At 35.3% G+C, this 16559-nt stretch carries 15 protein-coding genes; 7 read left to right on the top strand and 8 right to left on the bottom strand.

What is annotated here, in order from left to right; all coding sequences use genetic code 11:
- Position 1: 1 nt before the first annotated feature.
- The 8 genes from lptE to rpe form a co-directional block, all read right to left on the bottom strand.
- Entirely contained in the window at positions 2-511 is a 510-nt protein-coding gene (lptE, locus tag BN1354_RS09285) for an LPS assembly lipoprotein LptE (RefSeq protein WP_053826922.1), read from the bottom strand.
- Positions 512-524: 13 nt separating this feature from the next.
- Positions 525-1751: a sigma-54 interaction domain-containing protein gene (locus tag BN1354_RS09280; protein WP_053826921.1), complete on the bottom strand. Its 1227-nt coding sequence runs from the start codon at positions 1749-1751 to the stop codon at positions 525-527.
- 18 nt (positions 1752-1769) lie between these two features.
- The gene (locus BN1354_RS09275) at positions 1770-2600 is read right to left on the bottom strand and encodes a 1-acyl-sn-glycerol-3-phosphate acyltransferase (protein ID WP_053826920.1); all 831 of its coding nucleotides are present in this window, start codon (positions 2598-2600) and stop codon (positions 1770-1772) included.
- Positions 2601-2624: 24 nt separating this feature from the next.
- Complete coding sequence (glmM, locus tag BN1354_RS09270) at positions 2625-4007, bottom strand: phosphoglucosamine mutase (protein ID WP_053826919.1); 1383 nt, start codon at positions 4005-4007, stop codon at positions 2625-2627.
- A gap of 18 nt (positions 4008-4025) precedes the next feature.
- Positions 4026-4586: a BamK family beta-barrel-assembly machinery protein gene (locus BN1354_RS09265; RefSeq protein ID WP_045090715.1), complete on the bottom strand. Its 561-nt coding sequence runs from the start codon at positions 4584-4586 to the stop codon at positions 4026-4028.
- A 71-nt stretch (positions 4587-4657) separates the two neighbouring features.
- Positions 4658-5716 (bottom strand): DHH family phosphoesterase, encoded by a 1059-nt coding sequence (locus tag BN1354_RS09260; protein ID WP_053826918.1) that lies wholly within the window; start codon positions 5714-5716, stop codon positions 4658-4660.
- 112 nt (positions 5717-5828) lie between these two features.
- On the bottom strand, positions 5829-7424 hold the full coding sequence (locus tag BN1354_RS09255; RefSeq protein WP_053826917.1) for a ComEC/Rec2 family competence protein: 1596 nt from the start codon (positions 7422-7424) through the stop codon (positions 5829-5831).
- A gap of 39 nt (positions 7425-7463) precedes the next feature.
- Positions 7464-8114 (bottom strand): ribulose-phosphate 3-epimerase, encoded by a 651-nt coding sequence (gene rpe / locus BN1354_RS09250; protein ID WP_053826916.1) that lies wholly within the window; start codon positions 8112-8114, stop codon positions 7464-7466.
- 424 nt (positions 8115-8538) lie between these two features.
- Here rpe and BN1354_RS09245 point away from each other — a divergent pair, with 424 nt between their 5' ends.
- The 7 genes from BN1354_RS09245 (at position 8539) to BN1354_RS09215 (ending at position 16551) form a co-directional block, all read left to right on the top strand.
- Positions 8539-9651, top strand: a complete 1113-nt coding sequence (locus BN1354_RS09245) for a TlpA disulfide reductase family protein (RefSeq protein ID WP_053826915.1) — start codon at positions 8539-8541, stop codon at positions 9649-9651.
- 197 nt (positions 9652-9848) lie between these two features.
- Positions 9849-10937, top strand: coding sequence for an N-acetylmuramoyl-L-alanine amidase family protein (locus BN1354_RS09240; RefSeq protein ID WP_045090720.1), 1089 nt, complete (start codon positions 9849-9851; stop codon positions 10935-10937).
- Between the two features lie 12 nt (positions 10938-10949).
- A complete protein-coding gene (locus BN1354_RS09235; protein WP_045090721.1) occupies positions 10950-11843 on the top strand; it encodes an MlaD family protein in 894 nt (297 codons plus the stop codon).
- 348 nt (positions 11844-12191) lie between these two features.
- A complete protein-coding gene (gene dnaA / locus BN1354_RS09230) occupies positions 12192-13595 on the top strand; it encodes a chromosomal replication initiator protein DnaA (protein WP_045088756.1) in 1404 nt (467 codons plus the stop codon).
- Positions 13596-13707: 112 nt separating this feature from the next.
- On the top strand, positions 13708-14646 hold the full coding sequence (locus BN1354_RS09225; RefSeq protein ID WP_053826913.1) for an HNH endonuclease signature motif containing protein: 939 nt from the start codon (positions 13708-13710) through the stop codon (positions 14644-14646).
- Positions 14646-15923, top strand: a complete 1278-nt coding sequence (locus BN1354_RS09220) for a metallophosphoesterase family protein (RefSeq protein ID WP_053826912.1) — start codon at positions 14646-14648, stop codon at positions 15921-15923. Before BN1354_RS09225 ends, BN1354_RS09220 begins: the two co-directional genes overlap by 1 nt.
- Positions 15910-16551: a ribonuclease HII gene (locus BN1354_RS09215; RefSeq protein ID WP_394331734.1), complete on the top strand. Its 642-nt coding sequence runs from the start codon at positions 15910-15912 to the stop codon at positions 16549-16551. Before BN1354_RS09220 ends, BN1354_RS09215 begins: the two co-directional genes overlap by 14 nt.
- Positions 16552-16559: the final 8 nt, after the last annotated feature.

Below are 16559 nucleotides of genomic sequence, written 5' to 3'. Positions count from 1 at the left end.
CTTACCAGTTAGCCATCGTAGCATTGAATATCTGATCTACAATTTCATCAATAAGTTCATTAATCAATTGATCTTGAACTGAGTCGAATACTGTATTACTAGAGAAAGTACGGTTTGCAGAAATAGTCTCTTCCATTTGAGGTGCATCTGTTTTATTATTGCGAAACCTCATTCTAACAGTCATAGTTAATCGTGTCTCTGAAGCAAATGCATCTTCCTGAACTGCTAATGGTGTTAACTGATAACCTACAATTTCTCCCTCAATTTCCATATCACCATTCTGATCAACCAGTTGTAGTTTGGTGTTACGGGTAAACATATCAATCATTGATTCATTAAATCTTTGTTCGAGAGGAGGATAGACTAAAGGAGCCTGATTTATAAAGCGTCCAATAGTCAATGTCTTTGTAAGATCATAATCAATGGATGCAGTCCTGAAAGAATAGGAAATACGACATGAGCTAACCACAAAGATCAGCAATAACAAAGAAATATATTTTATACTCTTCATAAGTGGTTTTTTATTATAAATCGTACTCCTTAATTTTTCTGTAAAGTGTACGTTCAGATATTCCAAGATCTTTAGCTGCTAATTTTCTTTTACCGTTATGACGCTCAAGAGCTTTAGCAATCATATCTTTTTCCACTTCACTAATAGACAGTGAACTTTCTTCATACTCTGTAGCTTCCTGTATGTCATGACCTTCAGTTTTACTTATAGCAAAATTATCTGTGAAATGTTCATATTTCACAGGAACAGCTACTCGTGTGTGATCACTTGGTATTATAGTTGAAGAATGAGTGCCGGAATCTTCTAATATACTGTTTACTACCTGCTTGAGATCTGATATGTCCTTTTTCATATCAAACAGTACCTGATATAGAATCTCACGCTCATTGGCAAAAGATTTATGTTCAGACTCATGTATCTTTGATAATGAAACAGGAAGCATACCAACTTCATGATCCGGCAAATAGTTTTGCAATATTTCAGATGTAATAATACGCTCCTTTTCAATAATTGATATCTGTTCGGTAATGTTTTTTAGTTGCCTTACATTGCCGGGCCATCTGTAACTTTTTAGTAGTTCAATTGCATCTTCTGACAGATTGATTTGCGGCATCATATACTTTTCAGCACAGTCTGCAGCAAATTTTCTGAATAACAGAGGTATATCGTCTCTACGATTGCGAAGTGGAGGAATACGAATGGGTACAGTATTGAGTCTGAAGTAGAGATCTTCTCTGAATTTACCTTTTTCAACTGCATTAACCAAATCTAGATTAGTTGCAGCAACTACTCGCACATCACTCTTCTCTACTTTTGAGGATCCTACTTTTATAAATTCTCCACTCTCCAATACTCTAAGCAGACGCGCCTGAGTTGACAAAGGCAGTTCTCCCACTTCATCCAAAAACAGTGTTCCACCATCAGCAACTTCAAAATAACCTTTTCGGGTTCCTGTAGCACCGGTAAAAGAGCCTTTTTCATGTCCAAATAGCTCAGAGTCAATAGTTCCTTCAGGTATGGAGCCGCAATTGATTGCAAAATATGGTCCATGTTTTCGTTTACTGAACTGATGAACTATCTGGGGGAAGTTTTCCTTGCCGACTCCACTTTCACCCGTAATTAGTACAGACAGATCTGTTGGTGCAACCTGTAGTGCTATATCAATTGCACGATCCAGTTCAGGAGACGTACCAATTATTTCGAATCTTTGTTTGATTTGCTGTATTGATTGCTTCGCCATAAATGAGTGAATGTTTTTTTATTTTTTTCCTAACGAATAAGTTCTTTCTTTAAGGAATTTTCCTAGTTCAACTGTATCACCATTTAACTCTTTTATAACATCCGGCATTATAGGTTCGCCTAAAGTAATTACAACTTTTTTGCCTTTTTTATTGTATAGCTCGTGACATAACCTAAGATTACGAAACTTCCAGCCAAACATTCTTGAAAGATAAAAAGACATACTGTTATGCCCTGAAATATGAACAGGAATTACAGGTATACCTGATTTTTGAATAATCTTAAGTACGGCTGGTTGCCAATCCCTATCCTCGATCACAAATTTTCCTTTTTTAAAATATAGGTTTGAAACAGCTCCGGCAGGAAAAAATCCCATAGGATATTTTTTCTTAATATGAGCAATGCTTTCCCTTATACCGCCAAACGTTACCTTGTTTTTATCTTCATTACCAAATGGGTCTACAGTGATAAAGTTTTCTGACATTGTGTCGATAAGGCCCAAAATATGATTAACCATTATCTTGTAATTATCAACACGACTAGCAAAAGTTTCTATTACTGCAATACCATCTATATGACCGTATGGGTGATTTGAGACTGTGATGAATGGCTTATCCTTAAAATCATCCAGAACTTCAATATTTTGTAATATACGTATTACTCCTAATTTATCCAAAACATCTTTGCAAAATTCGTGGCTTGTAAGATGTTTTGACCGGTTGTAAATTTCATTTGGGACATGTAAAGCCGAAATCTTTATGCCAATATCAATAAGTTTGTCACCATAGCTTCCACGAAATACCGGGTGTAAACCCCTTAAGTCATCTCTACTAATTAATGCGTCCTTCATTAGCCCTAATTCATAAGTTAAAGTTTAAGCAAGCTCTTTTATCAGTTTGATAATCTTTTCTCCTATGTTTTTTGCATCTTCTTCAGAACCTGCTTCTGAATAAATACGAATTATGGGTTCTGTGTTAGATTTTCTCAAATGCACCCATTTGTCTTGGAAGTCAATTTTTACACCATCTATGTCTGTTACTTTTTCATTACTGAATCTCTCTTTTACCTTTTCCAGAATGTTGTCAATATTCATATCCCTTGTAAGTTCTACTTTCTGCTTCGACATAAAGTAAGAAGGATATTTTCTTCTTAGCTCAGAAGGCTTTTTCCCGGTCTTGGCAAGCTGTGTAAGAAATAGAGCTATACCTACCAGAGCGTCGCGACCAAAGTGAGATGCAGGATAGATTATACCGCCATTTCCTTCTCCACCTATTACAGCTTTCACCTCTTTCATCTTAGCAACAACATTTACTTCTCCTACCGCAGCAGCATAGTAATTTCCTCCCTTCTGAACTGTTACATCTCGTAGAGCTCTTGATGAGCTGAGATTTGAAACAGTATTACCGGGAGTGTGTTCTAATACGTAATCAGCTACTGCAACCAAAGTGTACTCTTCTCCGAAAGGTTCACCATTTTCACAATATATTGCTAATCTGTCGACGTCAGGGTCAACAGCAAACCCTACATCTGCTTTTGAACTACGTGTCAGTGACGATAGTTCAGTAAGGTTCTCAGGTAAAGGTTCAGGATTATGAGAGAAATTACCATGAGGTGCACAGTGCAGTTTAAAAATCTCTTTTACGCCTAGTGCATATAATAGCTCAGGAATTGCAATTCCACCCACTGAGTTTACACAGTCAATAGCAACACGGAAATTAGCATCCTTAATCGCTTTTGTGTCTACAAGATCCAGCGAAAGTATACTTTGGATATGCTCATGCAGATATTGCTTCTGAGTTATTTTACCCAATTCATCTACTTCAACAAATGAGAACTCCTCTTTTTCCGCATAAGATAATATCTTTTCTCCATCTTCGGCACTAAGAAACTCACCTTTATTGTCTAATAGCTTCAAGGCGTTCCATTGCTTAGGGTTGTGACTGGCAGTTATGATTATACCACCGGCTGCATTTTCTTTAGTTACTGCAATTTCTGTTGTAGGTGTCGTAGCCATACCGATATCAGTGACATCACATCCCATGCCTATTAATGTGCCAGTTATCACACGATGTACCATTTTACCTGAAATGCGGGCATCACGGCCCACTACTATAACAGGTTTACCTGAATTGGAACTTTCTTTGATAAAAGAAGCATAAGCAGCTGTGAATTTAACTATATCAAGAGGTGTCAGGTTGTCTCCGGGATATCCCCCAATTGTGCCTCTGATTCCGGATATTGATTTAATTAATGTCATAAAAATTGTTTATTGGAATTACCAAATCTGATTTTCGAATCTGTATTCCACATAGTCGTAATATGTGGGTTGATATTGTTGTCTGTCAGTTGCAGAACCCATATTGAATGGGACTATTAATTTTACAATTCCATTATGGCCAACTCTAGTTAATGGGACAGCCAGACCGGGAATATTGTAATAGTTTTTGCTGTTTGAGTTTACAGGACCGTAAAATTCTATCTCAAAAGGCATTGTGCTTGTTAAGTTGGAGAATTTTACAGAATCATCAACCATAAAATATACTCCACTGAAACGAGCATATACTTTTTCTGCTATCTTAAGATTCTTTGTTGTATCTCCATAGTCAACAATATTATAATATACTCCTGATTCGGGATCTTTGTAAAAATCACCTTGATTAAAGACGCCGTTGCCAGGGAACTTTTCCAGTACCGAAAAATTATTTTTAAGTATAAAAAGTTCTATGGCTTTTGTCTCATCTTTAAGATAATCTGCATAGGTTTTCCTATCCTTGCAAGATGAGGCAAAAAGCAGTAGCGTGGATAATAGTATAAAAATGGTTTCAAATCTTTTCATGTTTATCTTTGTGTAAATAAATTTGTAGACAAAAATACATAAACTAAACAATAACTATTATTTAAAATGGGTTAATCCTCATTAACTGCCATTATTAATCTCTCCTTGTATTTCTCCAATCCTTCTGAATAAATTTTTAATGCTTCTTCCAAGCTGCCCTGAAATTCTCCTCCTGATGCGTTTACATGTCCACCTCCATTAAAAAACTCTGAAGCAAACTCATTGCATCGGAATGATTTCTGAGATCGGAATGATATCTTGACCATACCTTCCTCTTCACGTATAAATGTTGAAAAAATGATTCCTTTGATGCTTAGCGGATAATTTACAAATCCTTCTGTGTCGCCTTTGCTGTAACGGAATTGCGACTGATCTTCGTTTGAAAGATAAAGTAGGGCTGCATGTTTGTCGTGATAAACCTCCATCCTTTGAGAAAGGGTAAAGCCTAGCAATCTGAATCTCTCTTCAGAATAGTTGTTGAAGACTTTTGAATAAATTGCATCTTTGTCGATATCCTTTCGCAGTATCATGCTAATTATTTCATATATCTCGGGATCCGCAGAATTGTAAGTGAAACCACCGGTATCCGTCATCATTCCACAGTAAATAGATTCAGCTTCGGCTTTTGTCATTTCACTATATTCTCCTGCTTGATATATGAATCTGAATATCAATTCACTTGTTGATGAAATATGAGGCTTAGAAACAATTATGTCGAAATCTTCACCTGGAAAAGGGTGATGATCAATCATTATTTTTTTTGCTTTGGAGGTTTCCAGTACAGTTGACATTTCTCCTGCTCTTTTTAATATATTATAATCGAGAGAGAAGATCAGGTCAGCATATGAAAGAATTTTTGCTCCTGCTGATGGATTGTACTCAAATATTTCAATATTATTTGCTCCATCCATCCATTTGAGGAAATATGGGAATGAATTGGGAACAATTATCATTACATTTTTTCCTCTGTTCTTAATAAAATGATACAGTGCGAGCGAGGAACCTATAGCATCCCCATCAGGAGATATATGCGTGGTTATTACAATCTTATCAGAGTTGTCAATATAGTCGATAATCTGTTCCACTTTGTGGGGTTCAATTACTTCGCTTATATATGGTAAATTATGCATTTTACTATTTAAATCTTTGATGCTAATCAACAAAAGTAGTAAAAATTCAGTTATAGTATGTCATCTTTGCATACATCGTCGCATATAATACACGAGCAAATATATTATTTTATTACCCATTTATAAGAGTATATGTAGAGGTCAGTGAAAACATCAAAATTGAAGAAAGGGCGATAATCAATGACTTAGATCTATGGCTGAATAGCCAGTGGCCAAAACTAAATGTTATTGTAAAAAGTAGTAAAAGCTGTAACACTGAGATACTTATATTTGATATCTGTGCTAAAGGCAACATTTCAACTTTATAAACAATGAATATTGTGATTTCTGTAGCTGTTTTAATAAACCATTGGAATATGCTGAATAGAAGCTCAAATACTTTTAAATTTAAATGAGTTAGCAGACTGATTATTATTAAAGGTACGACAGAGTATATTATTACTCCAATTAGCGGTACTACTAAAATATTTGTTATTATGAAGTATGTCGGGAATGTCCCGAAATAAAAGAGTACAAGAGGGAAAACCCCTAATTGAGCTGATAGAGATATTGTAAACAGATTATAAACGTATTTTGCAACTATATTGGAAGGTGTGTATATAATATTAAACTTAGGCATGAAAAACAGTATGGCAACAACTGCAGCAAAGCTCATCTGAAAACTTATATCGAATAGGAAAAATGGGCGATATATAAGAATAAAAAACGCGGCAGCCGACAGAGTATTATAGGTAAACCCCCTTCGGTTGAATATTTTAGCGATGCAGTTTATAGTGAGCATTATAGCTGCTCTGATTACGGAAGCTGACATGCCTGCAATAAAAACGTATGACCATAGAATAATGATTATGATCAACTGTTTAACTTTATTTGTTGTCCCCTGCTTCCTTAAGAATGAGAATAAGAGACTAATGACTACATATATTATACCGACATGCAATCCGCTAACTGCAAGAACATGGGCCGTGCCTGATATTCGAAATGCTTCCCGAAGGTCTTCTGTAAGATCCTCTTTATATCCAAGTGTTAAAGCTGATATTAAGGAATAAGCATCATCACTCAATTCAAAACTTTTATAAAAATTCAGAGCTTTTAATCGAAATCTTTGAGATATTGTATATAAAGAGACTGATTTCCTGTTTGTGTTTTCCCATGCAGTTGAGGGTATATATGCTGATCCTGAATAACCCTTAATTTTCATATATCTGACATAATCAAAGGTGTCAATTTTTTCGAAATTTCTAAAAGCTTGTATTCTGGCCTGAAACACTATCTCATCTCCTGGCTTAAGTGAATAGGATCGATCATCCTGCTGTATATACAATATTACTTTTTTCCCTTCCTGATTGTTGATCTTTACGTCACATGCGATAGTCTTAGGTTTAATTTTAGGAATATCAGTAATAGTTCCTATATAATATTGTGTGTTTTCATTGAAATTGTAAAGAGCTTTTTTTTCATGTTGATGATATTGCACCTGTGTTAACGATACAATAAATAAAAAGGTGCCGGCTCCAAACAGCCATCTAAGGTGGAATCTGTTTCTGTTACCTATTATGAAAGATATAAAGATTATGATTATGCCGGAAATTCCAGATATCAGTTTACTATAGTAAGAGAAGTCGGGCAGACATGAGCTAATAACAATACCTGTAATTACCGGGATCAATAACCTGAAAAAAGGTGTTTTCCCAATCTCACTGGACATATTATTAAGGTAAATAAAAAGAGTATAAAGAAAAAACCTTTAAAGAGCTTTTAATTGACGAATGGTTTCTACTGGATTTTCAGATGAAAATACAAAACTGCCTGCAACAAGCGCATCAGCTCCGGCATCTACCAGTTTCCTGCCAGTTTCCAGGTTTACTCCTCCATCTACTTGTATTAGGGCAGAAGCATTTTGCCTTAGAATCATATCTTTGAGCTGTGTTACTTTCTTTACTGAGTTTTCAATAAATTTTTGGCCCCCAAATCCGGGGTTAACCGACATTAGAAGTACCATGTCGACATCTTTTATTATATCCTCTAATAAGGAAACCGGAGTGTGAGGATTAAGTGTAACAGCAGGCTTCATCCCATTATCCCTAATTTGCTGCACTACTCTGTGTAAGTGTGTGCAAGCCTCAAAATGTACATTCATATATGTTGTACCGGTAGCAGCTATTTCCTTGATGAACTTTTCAGGCTGTACTATCATCAAGTGTGTATCAAGAGGCTTTTTTGATATCTTTTTCAGGAGGTTGGTAACTGCAAACCCAAAAGAGATGTTTGGCACAAAGACTCCATCCATAATGTCAAGGTGGATCCAATCTGCTTCACTGCGGTTTAGCATTTCAATATCCCTTTCGAGGTTTAAAAAATCTGCGGATAAAAGTGACGGTGCAACAATTGTGCTCATAATTAACATTTTTATTTATTCAAAAGTAGTTGAAAAAACTTAAATATCCAACTATCAATTAAATGACGCCACTATCAGCAATTTTAAAGTCAGTAATGCTTTATGGATGAAATGTAAGAACTTTCAATTAGTTTAAACAGATTATCTTGTCAGGGAAATTAAGCTCCTCTACAATATATACAGATGAGGCAAACTGTCTTATAACAGTAGAAGTAATTTTAGACAGATTCAGACTGTCCGTCATATAACTATTTTTTTTGTCAGGAATTTCTGGAATAAATAAACTCATTTCATCTTTGGTTGTTTAATTAAAACGTAACTACTTATTCAATATTGTAACTAGTTAAAATAAAAACAGTAAATTATTACTTATGTGTATTATTTACATATCTTTGCAACGAATTAAAACTAAAAAAGAATTAGAATGAAGAAAACAATTTATTTACTTTTGACTGCTGTAGTTTTTCTAATGTCATGTCAAAATAAAAATTACACTATAAAAGGTATAGTTGCTGACTCAGCATACGAAGGCACAAATGTGTACATGCAGGAAATGACAGATAACTCTATGATTGTTACTGATACTGCAGTAGTTCAAAATGGAGAATTTACATTCACAGGGTCAGCTGAGACTTCAATTCTCCGATTTGTTACATTAGACGAGACCGTAAATTATGAGAATGAGATTAGAGTGCCAGTATTGGTAGAACCGGGTAGAGTAGAACTTGTATTTGACTCGGTAATAACTGTTAGTGGTACTCCGGTTAACAATGCATATAATGACTTGAGAGTTGAGCAACGTGCACTTATATCAAAAATAAGAAAAGTTGTGGAACGCTTTAATAATGCCAATTCAGAAGGTATTATGACAAGTGAACTTGAAAGTGAAATTAATCAGGAATATGACAATATCAGCAATCAGTTAACCCAACTAAACTTTGATTTCGTTAAGAGTAACATTGGAAATCAACTTGGTCAGTATGTATTTGTTTCTTCTTCATCTATGTTTGAGCCTATACAACAAAAGGAAATTTTATATCTTGCTGATGAATCCTTCAAGTCAAAAGAAACTGTACAAAGAATAGTAGAACGTTTAGAGAGTCTCGATAAAGTGGCTGTAGGCAAGAAGTTTGCAGATTTCACATTAAAAGATCCTGAAGGAAACGATGTTTCACTTTCTGATTATGCAGGACAGGGCAAGTATGTTCTTGTTGATTTCTGGGCTGCATGGTGCGGACCTTGTCGACAGGAAATGCCAAATGTTGTTGCTGCATACGATAAATATAAATCTAAAGGATTTGAAGTAGTAGGGGTCTCTTTTGATCAGGATTATGATACATGGACTAAGGGTATTGCTGATCTTAAGATGACATGGCCACAGATGTCAGATCTGCAATACTGGGATAGTCCTATTGTTGATCTTTATGCTATTCTGGGAATTCCTCATACAGTTCTTTTGGATAAAGATGGAGTAATTATTGAAAAAGATCTTAGAGGAGATGCTCTTAATGAAAAACTGGCTGAATTAATGCCTTAATGCATAATTCTCCATATAGAATATAAATGCTTATAAAAAGTGGATTTAAAATGGTCCACTTTTTTTATGTTTCCTGTTATAATAGAACGGATTCACCATGTTAAAATCAATGAATGTAGATCTAATTGTTACATGTGGCATCTGAAATAGTTTTCAATAAAAAATTTATACCTATTTTTGCATAAAAGAGATTAAATATGAAACCATCTGAAAGAATCCTCATTTTACTTTTAGGTGTCTTTCTGACCATTTTTTACACCACTTCACTAACTGCACAAAGCAGAAGTTTTACTGTAGTGATAGACCCCGGACATGGGGGAAGAGATCCCGGTGCATTAGGGTCAACATCAAAAGAGAAAGATATCGTTTTGTCTGTAGGACTTAAATTGGGTAAATTAATAGAAGATAATCACCCTGATGTAAAAGTTATATACACACGGGATAAGGATGTTTTTGTACCTCTTAATCAGCGTGCAACAATAGCCAATAAGGCTCATGCAGATCTCTTTATCTCTTTGCATTGCAATGCTCTTGACAGAAGAAAAACTTCACCACAAGGAGTGGAGACTTTTGTACTTGGTTTACACAGGAGTAATGATAACCTGGATGTGGCAAAAGCTGAAAACGCCGTAATTATGTACGAAGATGACTACTCTGTGAAATATGAGGGATTTAACCCTAATGAACCGGAATCTTACATAATTTTTGAATTTATGGCAAACGAATTCCTTGATCAAAGCGTTCAGCTTGCCTCATTAGTTCAAAATCAGTTAGTCTCAAACTCTAAAAGAGTAAACAGAAATGTTCGTCAGGCAGGATTTCTTGTGTTGCGCGAAGTGGCAATGCCCAGTGTATTAGTTGAATTGGGATATATAAGTAATAAACAGGAAGAGAACTATTTGAAAAGCAGTAGTGGGCAGACCTCATTGGCAAACTCAATATATAATGGCTTCAGGGAGTATAAGAGAGAACATGACAAGAAGAGTTTTGTTTTCTCGAACAGAAACCTCGGAACACCTGATAGCAGGTCGGGCGGAGTAGTTCAGTCAATCGGAGGAATAGAGTACAGAATACAGATATTCGCTTCTGTCAATAAGCTGGAAAATGGAGCTCCTGAATTTAAAGGTCTAGGACCAGTAGATTTTTATAAAGATGGCAACCTTTATAAGTATACATATGGAAAGACCAATAATCCAAATGATTTAAAAAACGAGCTCAGAGATGTAAAGAAGAAATTCAAGGATGCTTTTATAATTGAGTTAGAGAATGGCAAACGCGTTAAATAAACAGTAATGAATATGAAAAATAATCTGAGCAGAAATGCGTTAATCGGACTGGCTTTTATAGCTAGCTTATTTATGATATACTTCGGGATTAATTTCCTGAAAGGAGCAAATGTCTTTAAGAAACAGAATCAATATTATGCAATATTCGGAGATGTGTCAAAATTGCTGATCTCTTCACCTGTCTATGTTAAAGGTTATCAAGTAGGACTAATCAATAATATTAAAATGGCAGATTCAGATCCTATCCAGTTTTTAGTAGGTATAAACCTTGAGGAAGATTTTAAAATTCCAGAAGGAAGCTACCTGCAATATGGAATAGATATGTTTGGAGCATCTACCGTTAATCTGGTTTTAGTGGCTTCTGACAAATATCTTCAACCAGGAGATACACTTTCTGGAGATAAAGAGATAGGTCTAATGGATGGTGTAGCCGGAGTTATGCCAAGAGCGGACTCAATTCTTATTAAAATTGATTCAATAGTTTATTCACTAAACAAATTAATTTCACACCCTGTAGTAGAAAGCTCAATTATAGGATTAGGGTCTGCTGTTGATCAGCTTAATAATACAAGTATGAGCCTTAACAGGATTGTAAATACAATTGAGAAAGACCTGCCTCAGATAAGTCAGAATCTAAATTCTGCAACAGAAGATTTAAAAACCGTAAGTGATAATCTCTCACAATTTGATTTAAATAAAACTTATGCATCGATTGATGAGACAATAAATAATTTAAAATTGTTAACAGATAAGTTGAATAGTAACAATAATTCACTAGGATTATTGTTGAACGACACTAGTCTTCATGACAGTATAAATGTCACAATAGACAATGCAACCCGGTTGCTTGAAGACATAAGAGAGAATCCTGACCGATATTTGACAATAAGGTTGAAGCTATTTTAAAATTGCGATAAATAGACTCATTCTAAATAGAGTGAATTGCTTAGTCCATATTTGATCATGCTGTTAGCCCGACTAAATGAGAGTTTGAGACAATAAATTCATAAATTTTAAAGACTCAAAGGTTTTTTTTATATCTACTTGTTAATCAGCTTGATTTGATTTTGCGTTGATGTGTAAATGTTTTGTTATGAGGATATTAGCTCTATTTGATTGATTGATAGCATTTTCTCCCGATAATCGATTTTGAAGAAAAAGTTTCATTTTTATTTCTCGTTTTTTTTTTCAAAATTTGTAATTCAATTGCGAAAAGAGAAAATCATTTTTATTTTTTTGAACTTTTAGAACTAAATGAATAGTAATTGCACTGATTTATGGAACAACTGTCTGAATGTGATTCGGGATAATATCCCTGAACCGGCATTTAATACATGGTTTGCACCTATTGTTCCTTTAAAATACGAGAAGCAGGTACTTACTATACAAGTTCCAAGTCAATTCTTCTATGAATATCTGGAAGATAAATATCTCGATCTTATTCAACAGACTCTTTATCGTGAAATTGGTGAAGGTACTATACTGAATTATAGGATTCTTGTTGAAACAGAAAGTAACACCGCAGTAGAAATGCGCGGTGAAAGTAAGAAGTTTCCCTCGATTGAAAATAAACCTAATAAGAGAGTTACTGCTAAAGTTCCAAGCCCTTTTGATATAGTTGAAACTCCTGAGTTTGACTCACAGATAAACTCTAAATATACATTCAATAATTTCTTCGAAGGAGATAGCAATAAATTAGCTAGAACCGCAGCTGATGCAGTTGCTCTGAATCCTGCTAAAACTGCATTTAACCCTTTTTTTCTACATGGTAATTCCGGTGTAGGTAAAACGCATTTATGTCACGCTATCGGCTCAAAAATTCTTGAACTATATCCCGAAAAGAAAGTACTCTATATCTCAGCGCATCTTTTTAAGGTACAATACACAGATGCCAGAAGATTTAATACTATCAACGATTTTATTAATTTCTATCAGGGTATAGATGTGCTTATAATTGATGATATTCAGGAACTATCAGGTTTAGAGAAAACTCAAAATACATTTTTCCACATATTTAATCATCTCCATCAGAATAATAAGCAGTTGATTATGACTTCTGATTGCGCGCCTATGGATATGCAGGGTGTTGAGGAGAGATTACTTACGCGTTTCCGTTGGGGACTAACTGCACAGCTTGAGCGTCCTGACAAGGAGTTACGAAAGAGGATTCTGCAAAATAAGGTGTTATCTGACGGTCTTTCTATACCTGAGGATGTAATCGATTATATTGCTGAAAGTGTCACTGAGAACGTACGCGACCTTGAAGGTATCATCGTTTCACTTATGGCTCACTCAATAATCAATAATCGTGAAATAGATATGAATCTTGCGCGAAGAGTTGTTGAGCAGAGTATTAAGTTCGAAAAGAAGCGTATTACTGTTAAGAAGATACAGGAGACTGTTTCAGATTTTTATAATATAAATAAAGATCTAATTCAATCTTCATCTCGTAAACGTGAAATAGTACAAGCACGTCAGGTTACAATGTTCTTCATTAAAAAGCATACCGAACTGTCACTTTCACAAATAGGGGTACAAGTAGGAAACCGTAGTCACGCTACTGTACTTCATGCTTGCAATACAGTCAAGAACTACTATGATGTTGATAAAAGTTTCCGTTCTGATCTTGAAGAAATAGAGAGAATGCTTAAATCATAATATCCTAGCCTCTCTTTAATATTACCCGCAATATTCACTTTTCCCCTATTTCTCTTTTGACTAAGTAAAGTAAATAACTATATTTGCTGTACTCAAGTATATCATATAAGAAATGAAGTATTTAAATAACAGCAGCTTAATCCTGATTATGCTGTTGATAGGTTTTTCTCTGAAAGCTCAGGTACCTGAAGGATATTACTCATCAGCTGAAGGCAAAAGTGGAGCAGAACTTAAAACAGCACTGTTTAATATAATAAAAGAGCCTAAAGTAGTAGCTTATTCAGAACTATGGAAGGCATTTGAGAAAACTGACTCCCGAAAAAATAATATTGTTTGGGATATTTATTCTGATAATGCTATGGGAAGTGCTGAATACTACTATACATTTTCTAAAGACAGATGTGGAACTTTCAAAAAAGAGGGTGACTGCTATAATCGGGAACACACTTTGCCAAGAAGCTGGTTTAAAGGTTCAAGGTTGCTTGAATCTGATCTTTACCACGTTTATCCTACCGATGGCTATGTGAATAACCGCCGGAGTAACTTTCCTTTTGGTGAAGTTGGTATTTCAATCTGGGAATCAACAAACGGATCTAAGGTAGGACAAAACACTTTTGGGAATTATACTAAAACTGTTTTTGAACCTATAGATGAATATAAAGGAGATATAGCTCGTACCTACTTTTATATGGTTACAGCATATGAGGATATAGTTCCTTTGTGGAGATCTGATCAATTAAGTGAAAGTAGTTATCCCGGACTAAGTGAATGGTCACTACAACTTCTGCTTAAATGGCACCGACAAGATCCTGTGAGCTTAAAAGAGGTTCGAAGAAATGAAGAGGTGAGCAAAATTCAGGGTAATAGAAACCCATTTATTGATTACCCTCAGCTTGTAGAATATGTTTGGGGTGCTGATAGTTCTTTGGCATTTGAGCCAGATAGTTTGACAGACAGTTTCGTATTAATAGAATATAGTCCTTTTGAACGTTGGCTTACACAACAAAGATGGGTAGAAAACCTAAAACAGTATTTTAACAGAGAAAAGTGATGAAGAAGACATGCATTACGTTTTTTCTATTCTCATTATTCTTCTTTACTACATTTGGATCAGTCAAAAGAGACACTCTTACAATTGCGGTAATAACTGACATACATTATTTGTCATCGGAATTTACTGAAGAGGGAGATGCTCTGGATGCTTATGAAAGGATAACTGGCAGAAATATTCAAGATTTGCATGAGGTACTTGATAAGGTACTGACCAATTTAATTGAAGAAGATGTTGATATATTGCTTGTCACTGGAGATATTACCAATCATGGTGAGAAGTTGAGCCATAAAGAATTCATTGATAAAATATTACCACTTACTGAGACCGGTGTTGGCGTTTATATAATACCCGGTAATCATGATATTAATATACCTAATGCAAAAAACTATATCGGAGATAAGGCTGGTCATGCTGAAAATATATCAAAAGAGGAATTTACTAACCTCTACAAACCTATGGGGTTTTCAAATGCAATCAGCAGAGATAGTTGCTCTTTAAGTTACTTGGCAGAGATAGACCAAGATACATGGTTGCTTGCAATAGATACAAATCGCTATGATGAGTATGATAGCGGTTATATTTCTGCTGGCAGGATAAGGCAGGGGACAATGCAATGGATCTTGAATATTCTCACAGAGGCCGATAATAAAGGTATACGCGTTTTAGGCATGATGCATCATGGTCTAATTGAGCATATGTCACTTCAGAGCACATTTTTCCCTGAATACCTTGTAGAGGATTGGAAGAAAAATGCTGATATGCTTGCAGAGGCTGGACTTGAGATTGTTTTTACTGGTCATTTTCATTCCAACGATATTAGTTTAAGAACCACAGCTTCAGGCAAAACAATATATGATGTGCAGACCGCTAGTTTGTCTCAGTTTCCATTTGCATATAGAATAATGAAATTAAGCGACAGAAGTATATCTATAGATACTAAATTTATTACCTCTATTCCCGGAAACGAGAATTTGGAAGAAGAGTATAAGAGAAAGCTAGAATCTGCAACACGCCGAGCTGCAGTCAGCAAATTAAAAGATCTTGCCATCCCTATGTCTGAAGAGATGAAAAAGGTCCTTTCAGATCTTATTGTGAAGCTGAATATTGCTCATGTAAAGGGAGATGAAAAAGAAGATCCCGAAATTATGTCTGCTGTAAAATCCTTCGCTTTATTACTGGGAAATGATACTGAAGAGGTTGATTTCTCTTTTGATTTTCCTCCTGAAGACAATAAACTTGTTATTGAATTTAGATCACGTGATGAGAAAAATTAAGAGAAGTGATATGAGGGAGAGTGATAAACACCTGAAGTTATGCCTGAAGCATGGAGTCATTGAAGCTGGATGCGATGAGGCTGGTCGAGGCTGCTTAGCGGGACCGGTATTTGCAGCTGCAGTAATACTTCCTGAAAATTTTAACTGTAATGAACTAAATGATTCAAAACAGCTGACATTGAAACAGAGGAATGAGTTGAGGTATGTTATTGAGGAAAATGCATTAAGCTACTCAGTTGCTTTTTGTAACCCTGAAGAAATAGATCATCTTAATATCCTATGGGCATCAGTAGCTGCAATGCACAGAGCGTTAGAAGGACTTAAAATATTGCCTGAGCATATAATTGTAGACGGGAATCGTTTCAAACCTTTTAATGAAATACCATATAGCTGTGTAGTAAAGGGTGATGCAGAGTACCAGTCGATTGCAGCAGCTTCAATCTTGGCAAAAACATACCGTGATGAATATATGAAAAATCTTCATGATCAGTTTCCGATGTATGACTGGGATTGTAATAAAGGTTATCCTACTCCAGCTCATAAAAAAGCAATTCGTGAAAATGGAATCACTGTTCATCATCGTAAAAGCTTTAACCTGTTTGAGAGACAGCTTGAACTGGACTTTTAATGTCCTAA

Source organism: Lascolabacillus massiliensis (genome assembly GCF_001282625.1).
GTDB lineage: Bacteria > Bacteroidota > Bacteroidia > Bacteroidales > Dysgonomonadaceae > Proteiniphilum > Proteiniphilum massiliensis.
Note: the sequence above shows the minus strand (reverse complement) of the source record. Positions and strands in the feature narration are given on the sequence as shown.